The sequence below is a fragment of the Duganella alba genome, from assembly GCF_009674495.1.
Taxonomy (GTDB): Bacteria; Pseudomonadota; Gammaproteobacteria; order Burkholderiales; family Burkholderiaceae_D; genus Rugamonas; species Rugamonas alba.
On sequence record NZ_WKJN01000021.1, the window covers coordinates 30,812 to 46,330 of the forward strand.

A 15,519-nucleotide genomic window follows, 5' to 3' on the forward strand; every position below is an offset into this window, starting at 1 on the left:
TTATATACTTTAGCGCTCAGTGAGCGTGGAAGACCACGCGGTCCGGAACCTTCTTGAACGTGCCCATGGCGCTCCACCATGGCATGAACAGGAAGAAACTAAAGTACAGCAGGGTGCACACTTGCGAAACGAGGGTGCGGCCGTCGGTCGGCGGCAGGGTGCCGAGGTAGCCCAGGGTCAGGAACGACAGGAAGAACACGGCGTACACATACTTGTGCCAGCTCGGGCGGTAGCGGATCGACTTGACCGGCGACTTGTCCAGCCATGGCAGGAAGGCCAGGATCACCACCGAGCCGCCGAAGAACACCACGCCCCAGAATTTCGCGTCGAGCACCTGCGGCAGCATGCCGACGATGGCCAGCAGCGCGATCACGGCGATGACGATCTTGGTGGTGCGCGCCAGGCGCGACTTGAGCCAGACGAACACCACGTAGGCGGCCACGAAGAACATCAGCACCCACATGAAGTCGGCGGTGGTGGCGCGCAGCACCGAGTAGAACGCGGTGAAGTACCAGGTCGGCGCGATGTGCAGCGGGGTCTTCAGCGAATCGCCCGGCAGGAAGTTGTTGTACTCCAGGAAGTAGCCGCCCATTTCCGGCGCGAAGAACACCACCGCGCTGAAGATCAGCAGGAACACCGACACGCCGAACAGGTCGTGCACCGTGTAGTACGGATGCGACGGGATCGAATCGACCGGGTGGCCGTCGGCGCCCAGGTTTTCCTTGACCTCGATGCCGTCCGGATTGCTGGAGCCGACTTCGTGCAGCGCGATCAGGTGCGCCGCCACCAGGCCCAGCAGCACCAGCGGGATGGCGATCACGTGGAAGGCGAAGAAGCGGTTCAGGGTGGCGTCGGACACCACGTAGTCGCCGCGGATCCACAGCGACAGGTCGGGGCCGATGAACGGGATGGCGCCGAACAGGTTGACGATCACCTGCGCGCCCCAGTACGACATCTGGCCCCATGGCAGCAGGTAGCCGAAGAAGGCCTCGGCCATCAGGCACAGGAAGATGGCGAAGCCGAACAGCCAGATCAGCTCACGGGGCTTGCGGTAGGAGCCGTACAGCAGGCCGCGCGTCATGTGCAGGTAGATGATGATGAAGAACGACGAGGCGCCGGTCGAGTGCATGTAACGCACCAGCCAGCCCCACGGCACTTCGCGCATGATGTATTCGACCGAGCCGAAGGCCAGGCCGGCGTCCGGCTTGTAGTGCATGGTCAGGAAGATGCCGGTGACGATCTGCAGCACCAGCACCAGCATCGCCAGCGAGCCGAAGATGTACCAGAAGTTGAAGTTTTTCGGGGCGTAGTACTTGCCCCACTGGTCGTTCCACAGCTTGGTCAGCGGGAAGCGGTCGTCGACCCAGCCCAGTGCTTTTTGTGCGGCCGGCGCATCGGCCGGGAATTTGGTTTCTTTAAACGCCCCCATCTTATGCCTCGCCTTTCTCGTCTTTACCGATGACCAGCTTGGTGTCGCTCAAAAACATATAGCGCGGAACCTGCAGATTGTCCGGCGCCGGCTTGTTCTTAAATACACGGCCAGCCATGTCGAAAGTCGAGCCATGGCAAGGACAAAGGAAGCCACCCTCCCAGTCGTCCGGCAGCGACGGCTGCGGACCGGGGGTGAACTTGGACGAGGGCGAGCAGCCCAGGTGGGTACAGATGCCGACCGCGACCATGAGCTCGGGCTTGCGCGAGCGCCATTCGTTGCGGGCGTATTCAGGGGTGAATTCGTCGGGGTTGCGCTTGGACTCGGCGTCGGCGACTTTGCCGTCGGTCTTTTTCAGCGACGCCACCATTTCCGGCGTGCGCTTGATGATCCAGACCGGCTTGCCGCGCCATTCGACGGTTTTCATTTCGCCGGGATTGAGAGTGGAAATATCCACTTCGACCGGTGCGCCGGCGGCTTTCGCGCGCTCCGACGGCTGGAAGGTGCTTACCAATGCTCCGGCGGTGGCCAGACCTACAACCCCGCCTGCCGCGCCGGTCGCGACCAGCAATCCGCGACGGCCCGAATCGACCTGCTTTTCGTTACTCATACAAACCCCAATCAGTCAAAGTGCGAACAAAATCTCGAGAACTGTGTACAAACCTGAAGCTGAAAACTGGATAGCACGAAACCTCGCAACCTTACAGGAGAAGGTATGCGTGATGCAACTCTTTACACCAACGTTGCTCGGTTCCCAAGTTTGGCCAGGTTTACACCGTTCCCGGTGCGATGATAGGGGCTCGGGGTGTGAGCGGAAATTGATGTAGGTCAATTTATATCGTAATTCGGGTTGCAAATGCGTAAACAGCAAGCGTGTTTGGAATCCAATTGAAAAAATAGTATGATCCAAGCGCAGTTTTGTTCACAATTGACCACACAGCGAGGATATCAACATGTCAATGATGCAGGAATTTAAAGAATTCGCGATGAAGGGCAATGTGGTCGATCTGGCGGTCGGCGTGATCATCGGCGGCGCCTTCGGCAAGATCGTCGATTCGCTGGTGGCCGACATCATCATGCCGCCGATCGGCAAGCTGTTCGGTGGTCTGGACTTCGCCAACTACTACATCCCGCTGAACGGCCAGGCCGCCTCCCTGAGCCTGGCGGAAGCCAAGAAACTGGGCGCCGTGTTCGCCTACGGGAATTTTGCTACTATCCTGCTGAACTTTATCATCCTGGCGTTCGTGATCTTCCAGATGGTGCGCATCATGAACAAGGCGCGCAACCTGGGCATCAAGCGCGACGAGGCCGCCGCGGCGGCCGTACCGCCGCCGCCACCGCCGGAAGATATCGTGCTGCTGCGCGAAATTCGCGACTCCCTGAAAAAATAATAAAGGACTGCCGTCCCCCGGGCGGCAAGCTGGACTGCGATGCGACGACTCTGGTTATTGTTTGCGCAAACGGTGACCGTCGTATTGGCACTGTATTTCGTCTACACGGCGGTGGGCCGCGAGCGCCCGGCGCCGGTGCGCGTGCAGCAGATGGGCAACACCGACCATCCGGCCGCGATGCTGGAGGCCGGGCCGTCCAGGCCGCCGGCGTCGGCGGCCGGCTCGTACCGGGCGGCGGCGGCGCGCGCCATGCCGGCGGTGGTCAACATCATCACCAGCAAGGCGCCCAAGCGCGGCAAGCATCCGCTGCTGCGCGACCCCTTCTTCAAGAAATTCTTCGACAACCGCGAGCGCGACGACGACGATGACGAGTCCAGCCTCGGCTCGGGCGTGATCGTATCCGGCCAGGGCTACATCCTGACCAACAACCACGTGGTCGAGGGCGCCGATGAAATCGAGGTGGTGCTGGCCGACGGCCGCAGGGCCGCCGCCAAGCTGGTCGGCACCGATCCGGAGACCGACCTGGCGGTCGTCAAGATCACGCTGGACAAGCTGCCGGTGATCGTTCTGGGGCAGGCCGAGCAGGCGCAGGTGGGCGACGTGGTGCTGGCCATCGGCAACCCCTTCGGCGTCGGCCAGACGGTCACCATGGGCATCATCTCTGCGCTGGGACGCAACAACCTGCACATCAACCATTTCGAGAACTTCATCCAGACCGACGCCGCGATCAACTTCGGCAACTCGGGCGGCGCGCTGGTCGACGCCGGCGGCAACCTGCTGGGCATCAACTCGGCGATTTATTCGCAGACCGGCGGTTCGGTCGGCATCGGCTTCGCGATTCCCGTGTCGACCGCCAAGTCGGTGATGGAAGCGATCATCAAGTCCGGCCACGTGGTGCGCGGCTGGATCGGCGTCGAGAGTCAGGAAATCACGCCTGAGCTGGCGGCCAGCTTCGGCCTGCAGCGCCAGAGCGGCGCCATCATCGCCGGCGTGGTGCGCAACGGCCCGGCCGACAAGGGCGGCATCAAGCCGGGCGACATCCTGCTGTCGGTGGACGGCAAGCCGGTGGCCGACACCAACAGCATGCTCAATCTCATCGCCCAACTCGTTCCTGGCGGAAAAGCTAAAATGACGGTCCTGCGGAAAAACAAAGAAACCACGCTGGACATCACGGTCGGCAAGCGGCCGCCCAACGCCAAATAAGGAATGAAATGCATCTGCGTGACCTGACCCAATACCTGCGCGAACTGGCGGACAACAACAACCGTCCCTGGTTCATCATGAACAAGCCGCGCTACGACATCCTGCGCGAAGAATTCCTGCAAGTGGTGACCGACATGATTGCCGAGCTGGGCAAGTTCGACCCGCAGGTCAAGTTCAGCAATCCGAAGAAGGCCATGTTCCGCATCAACCGCGACGTGCGCTTTGCGCATGACAAGAGCCCGTACAAGACGCGCTTTTCGGCCGCGGTGGCGCCGAACGACATGCGCCGTCCGAGCAAGGCGGGCGGGCCGACCTACTACATGCAGATCGACGGCAGCGGCAAGATGCTGTTCGGCGCCGGCGAATACATGCCGCCGCCGCACCGCCTGAAAGCGCTGCGCCAGCACATGGTCGACGACGCGGCCGGCTTCCGCAAGGTGTTGAAGAACAAGAAGCTGGTGGCGACGTTTGGCGACATCCAGAACGAAGGCAAGCTGATGCGACCGCCCAAGGGGTTTGACCCGGAGCATGAGCACATCGAGTACATCAAGCTGAAGAGTTTCTTCATCTGGACCGAGATCGCGCTGCCGCTGAACAAGCCGGAGCTGCTGGTGCCGACCCTGGCGGCCGGGCTGAAGGATGCTTATCCGCTGGTGCAGTGGATGCGCGGGGCGAAGGAGGAATTGGTCGAGGAGTAACCCCTCAAGCTCGAGGGGGTCTGACCCCGTGCGGGGTCAGACCCCATATTCGAGGTCGTGGCCGAACGCGGACGTCTCACGGGGTAGGGAAAAGCGCTTAGCCCCGCTTTATTCGTCCTTGGGATCGCGGGAAAGCAGGCGGGCGACCATGGTCTGGGGTTGGTCGCCATCGAACAGCACGCCAGCGACGGCATTGGTGATCGGCATTTCCACCCCGAGCCTGGCCGCCAGTTCGCGTACCGCCTTGGCGCACGGCACGCCTTCCGCCACGTGGCCCAGCTCCTGCACAATCACATCCAGCGCCTTGCCCTGCGCCAGCCCAAGGCCGACGCGGCGGTTGCGCGACAGATCGCCGGTGCAGGTCAGAATCAGATCGCCCATGCCGGTCAGGCCCATGAAGGTCTCGTTCTTGCCACCCAGCGCCACGCCCAGCCGCGTGATTTCCGCCAGCCCGCGCGTGATCAGCGCCGCGCGCGCGTTCAGGCCCAGGCCCAAACCATCGGCCGCGCCGGTGGCGATGGCCAGCACGTTCTTGACCGCGCCGCCCACTTCCACGCCGACCAGGTCTTCGCTCGAATACACGCGCATATTGCCGCCGTGCGCGGTTTCCACCACGCAGGCGCGCAGCGACGCCGACTCCGACGCGATGGTCAGCGCGCACGGCAGGCCCTTGGCCACTTCCTGCGCAAACGACGGGCCCGACAGCGCACCGCCGGCCACGGCGTCGCCCAGCACTTCGCGGACGATCTGGTGCGGCAGCAGGCCGGTGTCGTATTCAAAGCCCTTGCACAGCCACACCACGTTGGGAATCTGGCGGCCCTTCAGCGACTGCAGCAGCGGCCGCAGACCGGCCACCGGGCAGGCGGCGATCAGCAAACTGCCAGGTTCGGCCACATGAGCCAGCGCGGCGTCGAAACCGGCCGCCACCTGCAGCCGTTCAGGGAAGGTGTAGCCGGGCAGGTAGGGATTCTCGCGGGCCGCGCCCATGGCCTGCAGCGCGGCGGCGTTGCGGCCCCACAGCAGCACGTCGTGACGCTGTGCCAGCGCCATGGCCACGGCGGTGCCCCAGGCGCCTGCGCCGAGCACGCTCACCTTGCGGGCCGCGCCCGCATGTTTGCTAGTGTTTTCTTGCATGGGATCTCATTCGGCGCGTGGGAAGCGCCGCTACGGCAATTATATGCCCCAGACTTCGGATTGTTTGACGTATCCGACCAGGCCGTCGCGATGACGCACCTTGATCCAGCCGCCGGCCGCCGTTTCCGACAGTTCCAGCAGCACGCCCTTGTCGGCGGTGAACACCGCAGCGGCGGCGTCGTCCGGCGTGGCGCGGACTTTCAGGTTGGCCGTGCGCACGATGACGTTGCGCTTCGGACTCAGGCCCTTGGCCTCGGTCCAGGCCAGTTCGCCGTTGACATCACGGACCTTGAGCCATTCGCCATACGCCAGCACCACTTCCAGCGGTGCGCCGCGCGGCACGACGAACAGTTTTCCGCCCTTGGTGGACGGCGCGTCGTACAGGATGACGGGCGCGGCGCCGACCGTTTTGAAGTCGTAGGCCTGGCTGCCGGCAGCGGCCAGCATCATGGTCAGCGCAGCGATCAAACGGGGAAATGTCATGGCTTGCCTTGAGAGGGTGAAACTCCGCCGGACGAGCGCCCGGCGGCGGTATTGCTGAGTAATGCTTGCAGCTTAGTGGGTCGCGTCAGCGCTTGGGGCAGCAGCGGCTGCTTCAGCGATGGCTTGTTGACGCTGCTGGTAGAACACTTCGAAGTTGATCTCAGCCAGGTGCACTGGTGGGAAACCGGCACGGGTGATGGTGTCGGCGATGTTGGCGCGCAGGTATGGGTACACGATGTTCGGGCAACCGATGCCCAGCAGCGGGTCCAGCTGGTCGGCTGGAATGTTGCGTGCCTCGAAGATACCAGCTTGCTTGCCTTCCACCAGGAACGCGACTTTGTCTTTGACTTTGGCGGTCACGGTGATGGTCACGGTCGATTCGAAGATGCCGTCAGCCAGCGGCTCGGCGCCAACGTCCAGTGCGACTTCGATGGTCGGGGCTTCCTGTTCCAGGAAGATGCCTGGCGAATTCGGTTGTTCCAGCGACAGGTCTTTCAGGTAGACGCGTTGGATTTGGAATACTGGTTGCAGATTTTCTTCAGACATGGAACGCTTTCGTTGTAGTGAAAACGAGCGGCTTCATTCACGCAAGCCGCTCTGGATAATGTTTGCTTGCTATGGCTAAACACAGCTCAAATCAAACGCGAAGGCAATTGTATCAAAACCATTATGGTTTCAACGGATTTCCGGCCGCCGTTTGTCGTATTTGGGGTCTGTTAGCCATTCAACAAGGGTGACAAACCGCCAGCTTGATCCAGCGCATACAAATCGTCGAAACCGCCGACATGGGTGTCGCCGATATAGATTTGCGGCACGGTGCGGCGGCCGGTCTTTTGCATCATCGTCATGCGTTGCTCCGGGTCCAGATCGACGCGGATTTTCTTCAGGCCGGTCACGCCCTTGGCTTCCAGCAGCCGTTCGGCGCGGGTGCAGTAGGGGCAGACGGCGGTGGTGTACATAATCACTTCGGCAGTCATCTTGACCTCCTGTTTATTTGGCCAGTGGCAGGCCGGCTTTTTGCCATGCGGCAATGCCACCATCCAGGTTCACGACATCGGCAAAGCCAGCTTTGCCCAGTTTAGCAGCGGCGGCCGAAGCACGCGCGCCACTCTTGCAGACGACGATCACGCTGCGGCTCTTGAACTTGTCCAGTTCGCCGATGCGCTTGTCGAGGTCGGCCAGCGGGATATTCTTGGCGTCCGGCAAGTGTCCTTCGGCGAATTCCTTGGGATCGCGTACATCCACAATGGTGGTTTTGCCGCGATTTATCAACATCGTCACGTCTTGCGGGGTGCTGCGTTTGCCGCGCTGGGTCAGGGCCGGCCACAGCAGGCCGCCCGCCGAAACCAGCACCACGGCGATGAGGAAAATATTGTCAATGAAGAATTTCACAGGATTCCAATGGTTGAACTTAATCTGCGCATTATAAAATAGAAGCCGTTACAGTACTCATTGCACCGGTTTTCCAACTTTTCCTGAAAAGATAGTCCACATGTACAAAATCGTTTTCATGCGCCATGGCGAATCCACCTGGAACCTGTCGAACCGCTTCACCGGCTGGACCGACGTCGACCTGACCGAGAAAGGCATCAATGAAGCCAAGCAGGCCGGCAAGCTGCTCAAGGACGGCGGCTTCACCTTCGACCTGGCCTATACCTCGGTGCTGAAGCGCGCCGTGCGCACGCTGTGGCTGGCGCTGGACGAGATGGACATGATGTACCTGCCGATCAAGAACGACTGGCGCCTCAACGAGCGCCACTACGGCGCCCTGCAGGGCCTGGACAAGGGCGAAACCGCCGCCAAGTACGGCGACGAGCAGGTGCTGGTCTGGCGCCGCAGCTACGACACGCCGCCGCCGGCGCTGGAAGCCAGCGACGACCGCGCCTCGTTCAACGACCCGCGCTACGCCGGCCTGGCGAAAGCGCAGATCCCGCTGACCGAATGCCTGAAGGACACCGTGGCCCGCGTGGTGCCGGTGTGGGACGAGGAAATCGCCCCGGCCATCAAGGCCGGCAAGAAAATCATCATCTCGGCCCACGGCAACAGCCTGCGCGCGCTGATCAAGATGCTCGACGGCATCAGCGACAGCGACATCGTCGGCCTCAACATCCCGAACGGCACGCCGCTGGTCTACGAGCTGGACGAGAACCTGAAACCGATCCGTCACTACTACCTGGGTGACGCCGACGCCATCGCCGCCGCGCAAGCCGCCGTGGCCAACCAGGGTAAGGCCAAGTAATTTGTCTTCTTCGTTCCGCCACACCGCAGCCTTGCTGCTGATGTTGTCGCTCGGGGCCAACGCGGCCCCGTTCGGCAAGACAACCGAGCGCAGCAAGCAGAAAGCGGTGGCCGAGGCCGAGCGCGCCGGCTTGCAGCAGAAGCTGTCCACCCTCAAGAAGGACATCAGCAAGACCGAAAGCGCCAAGGACGACGCGGCCGATACGCTGGCCGAGTCGGAAAAGGCGATTTCGGACGCCAACCGCGCGCTGCGCGACCTGCAGCAGGAGCAGGGCGACACCAACGTCAAGCTGCAGCAGCTGTCGGCCGAGCACGAGCGGCTGGCGGCCACGGTGGCCCAGCAGAAGCAGCAGCTGGCCAAGCTGCTGCGCGAGCAGTACGTGGCGGGCAACGAAGACCGCATCAAGCTGCTGCTGTCCGGCGACAACCCGAACCGCATCAACCGCGACCTGCAAATGCTGTCCTATGTGTCGCAGGCGCAGGCGCGGCTGCTGGAAGCGCTGCGCGCCAACCTGAAGGCCGTCGAGGTCAACCAGGAGGAGGCGCAGAACGCCAAGGACGAGCTGGAAGAAATCGCCCAGGAACAATTGCAGCAGAAAGCCAGGCTGGAGCAGGAAAAAGGCCGCCGCGCGGCCCTGCTGGCCAGCCTGTCGAACAAACTGGTGTCGCAGCGCAAGGAAGCGGGCAACCTGGAGCGCGACGAGCAGCGCATGGCCGGCCTGGTCGACAAGCTGAACAAGCTGATCGCCGAGCAGGCCGCCGCCGCGGCCGCCGAGAAGAAACGCCTGGAGCAGGTGGCCGCCGCCAAAGCCGCCGCCAAGGCCAAGGCGGAGGCCGACGCCCGCGCGCTGGCCAGGGCCAAGGCCGCCGAGGCCGAACGCCAGCGCCTGGCCAGGGCCAACACCACCAAGTCCGGCACCATCAAGCCGGCCGCGCCGAATCCGGCCGACGCCATCGATGCCGACGAGCCGCCGAAAGTGGCGGCCGTCAAGCCAGCGCCGGCGCCGGAACCGGTGAACGAAACCCCGGCCAGGGCGGCCGACATCGCGCTGGCGCCCGCCGCGCCGGCCGGCGCCTTCGCCAGCCTGAAAGGCCAGCTGCGTTCGCCGATGGCGGGCAAGGTCGCCGCCAAGTTCGGTTCGCGCCGCGGCGACGGCCCGAGCTGGAAGGGCGTGTTCATCCGCGCCACCGAAGGCACCGACGTGCACGCGGTGGCCGCCGGCCGGGTGGTGTTTGCCGACTGGCTGCGCGGCTTCGGCAACCTGATCATCGTCGATCACGGCGGCCAGTACATGAGCATTTATGGCAATAACCAGTCGCTGCTGAAACGCATCGGCGACGTGGTCAAGGCCGGCGATCCGATTGCCAGCGCAGGTAACAGCGGCGGCAACGAGGAATCGGGGCTATACTTTGAACTTCGCCATCAGGGCGCAGCATTCGATCCGGCTGGCTGGGTCAAGTTTTAAGGTTCGCGGAAACTATGGGCAACAAAGTCAAGAGCATCGGCCTGATCGGCCTCGGTATGGTGGCTGGTGTTGCCGCCTCCTTCCAGTTTTCCGCCATTGCGCAAAAAGCCGTCGGCACGCCGCTGCCGCTGGAAGAGCTGCGCCAGTTGTCCGATGTGTTCGGCCTGATCAAGACCGACTACGTCGAAACCGTCGACGACAAGAAGCTGCTGACGGAAGCCATTTCCGGCATGGTGTCGTCGCTCGATCCGCATTCGGTCTACCTGGATAAAAAAGCCTTCCGCGAAATGCGCGAGACGGTGGCCGGCAAATTCGTCGGCATCGGCGTTGAAGTGGGCCTGGAAGACGGCTACATCCGCGTCGTCTCGCCGATCGAGGACACGCCGGCGTTCAAGGCCGGCATCAAGGCCGGCGACCTGATCACCCGCATCGACGGCACCCTGATCAAGGGCATGTCGCTGGACGAGTCGGTCAAGAAGATGCGCGGCGAGCCGCACTCCAAGGTCAGCGTCACCATCAGCCGCAAGGACGAGGACAAGCCGCTGATCTTCAACGTCACGCGCGAGGAAATCCGCGTGCAGAGCGTCAAGGCCAAGATCATCGAGCCGGGCTACGCGTGGGTGCGCATCTCGCAATTCCAGGAACCGACCGTCGACGACATGGCCAGGAAGATCACCGCCCTGTACCAGCAGGACCCGCACATCAAAGGCCTGGTGCTGGACCTGCGCAACGATCCGGGCGGCGTGGTGCCGGGCGCCATCGGCGTCTCGGCCGCCTTCCTGCCCAAGGATGCGGTGATCGTCTCGACCAACGGCCAGCTGCTGAGTTCCAAGGAAACCTTCTACGGCCGCCAGGAATTCTATGCGCCGCGCGCCAAGAACGACCCGCTGGCCAAGCTGCCGGCCGGCCTGAAAGACGTGCCGATGGTGGTGCTGGTGAACGCCGGTTCCGCCTCGGCCTCGGAAATCGTCGCCGGCGCGCTGCAGGACTACAAGCGCGCCACCATCATCGGCACGCAGACCTTCGGCAAGGGCTCGGTGCAGACGCTGCGCCAGCTGACCGCCGATACCGCCGTCAAGCTGACCACCGCCCGCTACTACACGCCGAAGAACCGCGCCATCCAGGCGCGCGGCATCACGCCCGACCTGCTGGTCGACGAAAGCGCCGACGGCGATGGCATGAACCGCCTGCGCATCCGCGAAGCCGACCTGCAAAAACACCTCGGCAACGACAAGGACCCGGAAGAGACCAACAAGCGGGACGTGCTGGAAGACGAACAACGCCTGGCCGCGCTGGCGAAGAAAACCAAGCCGGTGGAATTCGGCTCCAGGGACGACTTCCAGCTGGCGCAGGCGCTGAACCATTTCAAGGGCCTGCCGGTCCAACTGTCGAAGGCGGACGCCAAGCCGGTCAGCGACGTCGGCGAAACCCAGTCCGATTCGCAGCCCAAGGAACAGCCGCTGCCGAAGGCGCCCGTCACCAAGTAACCGCTGGCGCCCACGCCGCCGCACAGAGAGATGAACGACTCACAACTGCTGCGCTACTCGCGCCACATCCTGCTCGACGAAATCGGCATCGAGGGCCAGCAACGGCTGCTCGACGCGCAGGCGCTGGTGATCGGCGCCGGCGGCCTCGGTTCGCCGGCCGCGATGTACCTGGCGTCGGCCGGCGTCGGCCACATCACGCTGGTCGACGACGACACGGTCGACCTGACCAACCTGCAGCGCCAGATCGCCCACACCACGGAACGCGTCGGCCAGGGCAAGGCCGCGTCGGCGCGCCAGACGCTGTTGCAGATCAATCCCGAAATCACCGTCACCGCGCTGAATGAACGCGTGGACGACGCGCGCCTGGCCGCGCTGGTGGCCGCCGCCGACGTGGTGCTGGACTGCACCGACAACTTCGCCACCCGCCACGCCGTCAACCGCGCCTGCGTGGCGGCGCGCAAGCCGCTGGTGTCCGGCGCCGTGATCCGCTTCGACGGCCAGATCAGCGTGTTCGATCCGCGCGGCGGCGAGCAGCCCTGCTATTCCTGCCTGTTCCCGCAGGACCAGAAGTTTGAGGATGTGGCCTGTTCCACCATGGGCGTGTTCGCGCCGCTGGTGGGCGTGGTCGGCGCCATGCAGGCGGCCGAGGCGCTCAAGCTGCTGATGGGCGTCGGCGCGTCGCTGGCCGGGCGCCTGATGATGCTCGACGGCCTGCACATGGAATGGACCAGCATCGGCGTCGCCCGCCATGGCGATTGCCCGGTCTGCGCCGCCAACAACCCGCCACCCGGAGCTTGACCTTGCTGATGAAACGCCTCGCCGTCCTGCCGCTCGCACTGGCCGCCGCCTTCGGCGCGCAGGCCGCCAGCACTACTCGCTACCTGATCATCGCGGAAAACCAGAAGCAGATCGGCGAGCAGGTGGTCGAGCGCCTGGACGACGGCCTGACCAGGGTGCGTTTCGCCTACAAGGACAACGGTCGTGGCCCGGATCTGACCGAGCAGTTCCGCCTGGGCGCCGACGGCGTCATGACGGAATATGCGGTCAAGGGCAATTCCACCTTCGGCGCCGTGGTCGACGAACGCTTCAGCCGCCAGGGCGACCAGGCCGAGTGGGCCTCCACCTCGGAGCAGGGGCAAAAAACCGTCAGCGGCCCGGCCGTCTACCTGCCGCTGAATGGCTCGTTTGAAGTGGAATCGATCGCCATCGCCGCGCTGGCGCACACCCCGGACGCCAAGCTGGCGCTGCTGCCCTCCGGTACGCTGTCGCAGCGTGAGCTGGACCAGGTGGAAGTCACCAGCGCCAACGGCCAGAAACAAACCGTGCGCCTGCTGGCGCAGACCGGCGTCGGCCTGTCGCCCTCGTTCTACTGGGCGACCTCCGGCGCGCAACCGCGCCTGTTCGGCGTGATCATGCCCGGCTTCGCCAACATGCTGGAAGAGGGCTGGCAGGCCGCCGCGCCGACGCTGGCCGCGCGCCAGAAAACCGCCGAGAACCAGATGCTGGCCGATGTCGCCGCCAGACTGCAGCATCCGCTGACCGGCCTGACGGTGGTGCGCAACGCCCGCATCTTCGACAGCGACCGCGCCACCGTCGGCCGGCCGTCCGACATCTACGTGCTGCGCGGCCGCATCACCGCCGTGCTGCCGGCCGGCGCGCCGGTGCGCGAGGCCGACAACACCATCGACGCCGCCGGCCGCATCGTGCTGCCTGGCCTGTTCGACCTGCACGCCCACGTCGACCGCTGGTCCGGCGCGCTGGACATGTCCACCGGCGTCACCAGCGTGCGCGACATGGGCAACGACAACGCCCAGCTGCAGGCCATGCTGGACGAAACCGCCGCCGGCAAGCTGCTGGCGCCGCAGGTGGTGCCGGCCGGCTTCCTCGAAGGCGAAAGCCCGTACAGCGCCAACAACGGCTTCGTCATCAAGGATCTGAAGGGCGCCAAGGAGGCCGTCGACTGGTACGCGGAACGCGGCTACCCGCAGCTGAAGATCTATAACTCCTTCCCGAAAGCCATCCTGAAGGAGACGGTGGCCTATGCGCACAGCCGCGGCATGCGCGTCTCCGGCCACATTCCGGTCGGCCTGCGCGCGCAGGAGGCGCTGGACGCCGGCTACGACGAAATCCAGCACATCAACCAGGTGCTGCTGAATTTCCTGGTCAAGCCGGACACCGAAACGCGCGACCTGAACCGCTTCGTGCTGCCGGCCGAAAAAGTGGCGGACCTGGACTTCAACTCCAGGCCGGTGAAGGACTTCGTGGCCTACCTGGCCAGGAAGCAGATTTCGATCGATCCGACCATGGCCACCTTCGCCTTCCTCAAGCAGCGCGACGGCGACATGAACGAACCATACGCCTCGGTGGCCGCGCACATGCCGCCGGACGTGGCGCGCGGCTTCAAGGTCGGCACCATGAAGATCGACGGCGACGCGCAGCTTAAGCGCTACGAGAAGTCCTACGCCAAGATGGTGCGGTTCGTCGGCATCATGTACAAGGCCGGCGTGCCGATCGTGGCCGGCACCGACGACATCGCTGGTTTTACGCTGCACTCCGAGCTGGCGCTGCTGGTCAAGGCCGGCCTGACGCCGGCGCAGGCGCTGCAGGTGGCCACCCGCAACGGCGCGCGCTACACCCGCACCAGCAACGAGCGCGGCAGCATCGCCCCCGGCAAGCTGGCCGATATCGTGCTGGTCGACGGCGATCCGACCCAAAACATCGAGGACGTGCGCAAGGTGGCGGCGGTGATCACGCGCGGCTTCCTGATCTACCCGCAGGAAATCGACGCCACGCTGGGCATCGCGCCGTTCGTCGGCGCGGCGCCGCAAGTGGTCAAAAGCACCACGCCGCTGGCGGCCGTCTACGGCGGCGGCAACGACGGCGCCCGCGCCCGCATCGAAGCCAGCGCCCGCAAGCGGGATTGAGTAAGACCTTGTAAAGAAACTGTCATATTAAGATTGATTTAAGCGCCAAAGCGGATAAATCGCTGCCAAATGTCGCCATGGCCCGGATTCCGCCTTATACTCTGCACTCATTTTTATCTGTTATCAAATTATGAAAAAGCTGAACCTTCGCCGCCGCATGCAACGCGGTTTTACGCTGATTGAAATCATGGTGGTCGTGGTGATCATGGGCGTGCTGGCCGCGCTGGTGGTGCCCAAGCTGCTGAACCGCGCCGGCGAGTCGAAAGTCGCCGCCGCCAAGGTCGATATCGCGACCATCATGCAGGCGCTCAAGCTGTACAAGCTGGATAACCAGCGCTACCCGACCACCGAACAGGGCCTGCAGGCGCTGCTCGAAAAACCGACGGCCGGTCCGGCGGCCAACGGCTGGAAAGCCGGCGGCTACGTCGAGAAAATGCCGAAAGACCCGTGGGGCAACCAGTACCAGTACCTGTCGCCCGGCATCAAGGGCGAGATCGATGTGTTCTCCTACGGCGCCGACGGCCAGCCGGGCGGCACCGGCGACGACGCCGACATCGGTTCCTGGGAAAACTGAGCACTGAAGGGACACGGTATCATGCGCACCGGCCAGCGTGGCTTCACGCTGATCGAACTGCTGGTGGTGATGGTCATCCTGGGCATCACGCTGGGGCTGGTGTCGCTTAACGCCATGCCGGGCCAGAAGCAGGCCATGCAGCAGGACGCCAAGCGCATCGCGCTGCTGCTGCAACTGGCGCGCGACGAGGCCATCGTGCGCAACCGCCAGATCGCCTTCGAGGCGGGCGGCGACAGTTACCGTTTCGTCATCCGCAACGACAACAAGCAATGGGAGCCGGTGGTGCAGGACGACCTGCTGCGCGAACGCGAATTCAAGCAGGCGCCGGTCACCCTGATGCTGGACCCGCCGCCGGCGCTGCCGGAAGCCACGCTGCGCATCGTCTTCGGCCGCGAGCCGGTCGACAAACCCTTTGTGCTGACCATGGCCGCCAGCGACGGCACCAGCGTCGCCATCCGCGCCGACGGCATCGGCCATTTCACGGTGGACTGA

Annotated in this window: 17 protein-coding genes; 10 read left to right on the plus strand and 7 right to left on the minus strand. The window is 64.0% G+C overall.

The genetic code is table 11. The annotated features are described in order from the left end of the window. Positions 1-16: 16 nt before the first annotated feature. Entirely contained in the window at positions 17-1,429 is a 1,413-nt protein-coding gene (locus GJ695_RS19505) for a cytochrome b (RefSeq protein ID WP_154367631.1), read from the minus strand. A gap of 1 nt (position 1,430) precedes the next feature. Beyond that, positions 1,431-2,039 carry a ubiquinol-cytochrome c reductase iron-sulfur subunit gene (gene petA / locus GJ695_RS19510; RefSeq protein ID WP_154359644.1) on the minus strand — a complete coding sequence of 203 codons (609 nt, stop codon included), beginning with the start codon at positions 2,037-2,039 and terminating at the stop codon, positions 1,431-1,433. Between the two features lie 343 nt (positions 2,040-2,382). Between petA and mscL the strand changes: the two genes are divergently transcribed. Genes mscL through GJ695_RS19525 form a run of 3 tightly spaced genes read left to right on the plus strand, consistent with a single transcriptional unit; the run spans position 2,383 to position 4,721 of the window. After that, positions 2,383-2,820: a large conductance mechanosensitive channel protein MscL gene (gene mscL / locus GJ695_RS19515; RefSeq protein ID WP_154359645.1), complete on the plus strand. Its 438-nt coding sequence runs from the start codon at positions 2,383-2,385 to the stop codon at positions 2,818-2,820. 39 nt (positions 2,821-2,859) lie between these two features. Further along, a complete protein-coding gene (locus tag GJ695_RS19520; RefSeq protein WP_154359646.1) occupies positions 2,860-4,023 on the plus strand; it encodes a S1C family serine protease in 1,164 nt (387 codons plus the stop codon). Positions 4,024-4,031: 8 nt separating this feature from the next. Continuing rightward, entirely contained in the window at positions 4,032-4,721 is a 690-nt protein-coding gene (locus tag GJ695_RS19525; RefSeq protein ID WP_154367633.1) for a DUF2461 domain-containing protein, read from the plus strand. A 108-nt stretch (positions 4,722-4,829) separates the two neighbouring features. On the opposite strand, the gene GJ695_RS19530 is transcribed toward GJ695_RS19525, so the two are convergent. The 5 genes from GJ695_RS19530 to GJ695_RS19550 all read right to left on the minus strand — a co-directional run bounded on the left by GJ695_RS19530 (position 4,830) and on the right by GJ695_RS19550 (position 7,730). Then, entirely contained in the window at positions 4,830-5,855 is a 1,026-nt protein-coding gene (locus GJ695_RS19530; protein ID WP_154367635.1) for an NAD(P)H-dependent glycerol-3-phosphate dehydrogenase, read from the minus strand. Positions 5,856-5,894: 39 nt separating this feature from the next. Beyond that, positions 5,895-6,338, minus strand: coding sequence for an SH3 domain-containing protein (locus GJ695_RS19535; RefSeq protein WP_154367637.1), 444 nt, complete (start codon positions 6,336-6,338; stop codon positions 5,895-5,897). A gap of 72 nt (positions 6,339-6,410) precedes the next feature. Further along, positions 6,411-6,884, minus strand: coding sequence for a protein-export chaperone SecB (gene secB, locus GJ695_RS19540; RefSeq protein ID WP_154359650.1), 474 nt, complete (start codon positions 6,882-6,884; stop codon positions 6,411-6,413). A gap of 170 nt (positions 6,885-7,054) precedes the next feature. Then, the gene (gene grxC / locus GJ695_RS19545) at positions 7,055-7,315 is read right to left on the minus strand and encodes a glutaredoxin 3 (RefSeq protein WP_154359651.1); all 261 of its coding nucleotides are present in this window, start codon (positions 7,313-7,315) and stop codon (positions 7,055-7,057) included. 13 nt (positions 7,316-7,328) lie between these two features. Further along, positions 7,329-7,730 carry a rhodanese-like domain-containing protein gene (locus tag GJ695_RS19550; protein ID WP_166455013.1) on the minus strand — a complete coding sequence of 134 codons (402 nt, stop codon included), beginning with the start codon at positions 7,728-7,730 and terminating at the stop codon, positions 7,329-7,331. Between the two features lie 100 nt (positions 7,731-7,830). On the opposite strand from GJ695_RS19550, the gene gpmA reads away from it, so the two are divergent. The 7 genes from gpmA (at position 7,831) to gspH (ending at position 15,519) form a co-directional block, all read left to right on the plus strand. Further along, positions 7,831-8,577, plus strand: coding sequence for a 2,3-diphosphoglycerate-dependent phosphoglycerate mutase (gene gpmA / locus GJ695_RS19555; protein WP_154367639.1), 747 nt, complete (start codon positions 7,831-7,833; stop codon positions 8,575-8,577). A 40-nt stretch (positions 8,578-8,617) separates the two neighbouring features. Continuing rightward, complete coding sequence (locus GJ695_RS19560) at positions 8,618-10,042, plus strand: murein hydrolase activator EnvC family protein (RefSeq protein WP_154367751.1); 1,425 nt, start codon at positions 8,618-8,620, stop codon at positions 10,040-10,042. A 14-nt stretch (positions 10,043-10,056) separates the two neighbouring features. Continuing rightward, positions 10,057-11,529 (plus strand): S41 family peptidase, encoded by a 1,473-nt coding sequence (locus GJ695_RS19565; protein WP_154367642.1) that lies wholly within the window; start codon positions 10,057-10,059, stop codon positions 11,527-11,529. A 30-nt stretch (positions 11,530-11,559) separates the two neighbouring features. Beyond that, complete coding sequence (locus tag GJ695_RS19570; RefSeq protein WP_154367644.1) at positions 11,560-12,327, plus strand: HesA/MoeB/ThiF family protein; 768 nt, start codon at positions 11,560-11,562, stop codon at positions 12,325-12,327. Between the two features lie 8 nt (positions 12,328-12,335). After that, complete coding sequence (locus GJ695_RS19575) at positions 12,336-14,453, plus strand: amidohydrolase family protein (RefSeq protein WP_154367646.1); 2,118 nt, start codon at positions 12,336-12,338, stop codon at positions 14,451-14,453. 130 nt (positions 14,454-14,583) lie between these two features. Then, positions 14,584-15,027, plus strand: coding sequence for a type II secretion system major pseudopilin GspG (gene gspG / locus GJ695_RS19580; protein WP_154367647.1), 444 nt, complete (start codon positions 14,584-14,586; stop codon positions 15,025-15,027). Positions 15,028-15,048: 21 nt separating this feature from the next. After that, positions 15,049-15,519, plus strand: coding sequence for a type II secretion system minor pseudopilin GspH (gene gspH / locus GJ695_RS19585; RefSeq protein ID WP_154367649.1), 471 nt, complete (start codon positions 15,049-15,051; stop codon positions 15,517-15,519).

Excerpts from the sequence above, each read along its gene's own strand:
- GJ695_RS19505 (WP_154367631.1), bottom strand. The coding sequence starts at position 1,429 with ATGGGGGCGTTTAAAGAAACCAAATTCCCGGCCGATGCGCCGGCCGCA.
- petA (WP_154359644.1), bottom strand. The coding sequence starts at position 2,039 with ATGAGTAACGAAAAGCAGGTCGATTCGGGCCGTCGCGGATTGCTGGTC.
- mscL (WP_154359645.1), top strand. The coding sequence starts at position 2,383 with ATGTCAATGATGCAGGAATTTAAAGAATTCGCGATGAAGGGCAATGTG.
- GJ695_RS19520 (WP_154359646.1), top strand. The coding sequence starts at position 2,860 with ATGCGACGACTCTGGTTATTGTTTGCGCAAACGGTGACCGTCGTATTG.
- GJ695_RS19525 (WP_154367633.1), top strand. The coding sequence starts at position 4,032 with ATGCATCTGCGTGACCTGACCCAATACCTGCGCGAACTGGCGGACAAC.
- GJ695_RS19530 (WP_154367635.1), bottom strand. The coding sequence starts at position 5,855 with ATGCAAGAAAACACTAGCAAACATGCGGGCGCGGCCCGCAAGGTGAGC.
- GJ695_RS19535 (WP_154367637.1), bottom strand. The coding sequence starts at position 6,338 with ATGACATTTCCCCGTTTGATCGCTGCGCTGACCATGATGCTGGCCGCT.
- secB (WP_154359650.1), bottom strand. The coding sequence starts at position 6,884 with ATGTCTGAAGAAAATCTGCAACCAGTATTCCAAATCCAACGCGTCTAC.
- grxC (WP_154359651.1), bottom strand. The coding sequence starts at position 7,315 with ATGACTGCCGAAGTGATTATGTACACCACCGCCGTCTGCCCCTACTGC.
- gpmA (WP_154367639.1), top strand. The coding sequence starts at position 7,831 with ATGTACAAAATCGTTTTCATGCGCCATGGCGAATCCACCTGGAACCTG.
- GJ695_RS19560 (WP_154367751.1), top strand. The coding sequence starts at position 8,618 with ATGTTGTCGCTCGGGGCCAACGCGGCCCCGTTCGGCAAGACAACCGAG.
- GJ695_RS19565 (WP_154367642.1), top strand. The coding sequence starts at position 10,057 with ATGGGCAACAAAGTCAAGAGCATCGGCCTGATCGGCCTCGGTATGGTG.
- GJ695_RS19570 (WP_154367644.1), top strand. The coding sequence starts at position 11,560 with ATGAACGACTCACAACTGCTGCGCTACTCGCGCCACATCCTGCTCGAC.
- GJ695_RS19575 (WP_154367646.1), top strand. The coding sequence starts at position 12,336 with ATGAAACGCCTCGCCGTCCTGCCGCTCGCACTGGCCGCCGCCTTCGGC.
- gspG (WP_154367647.1), top strand. The coding sequence starts at position 14,584 with ATGAAAAAGCTGAACCTTCGCCGCCGCATGCAACGCGGTTTTACGCTG.
- gspH (WP_154367649.1), top strand. The coding sequence starts at position 15,049 with ATGCGCACCGGCCAGCGTGGCTTCACGCTGATCGAACTGCTGGTGGTG.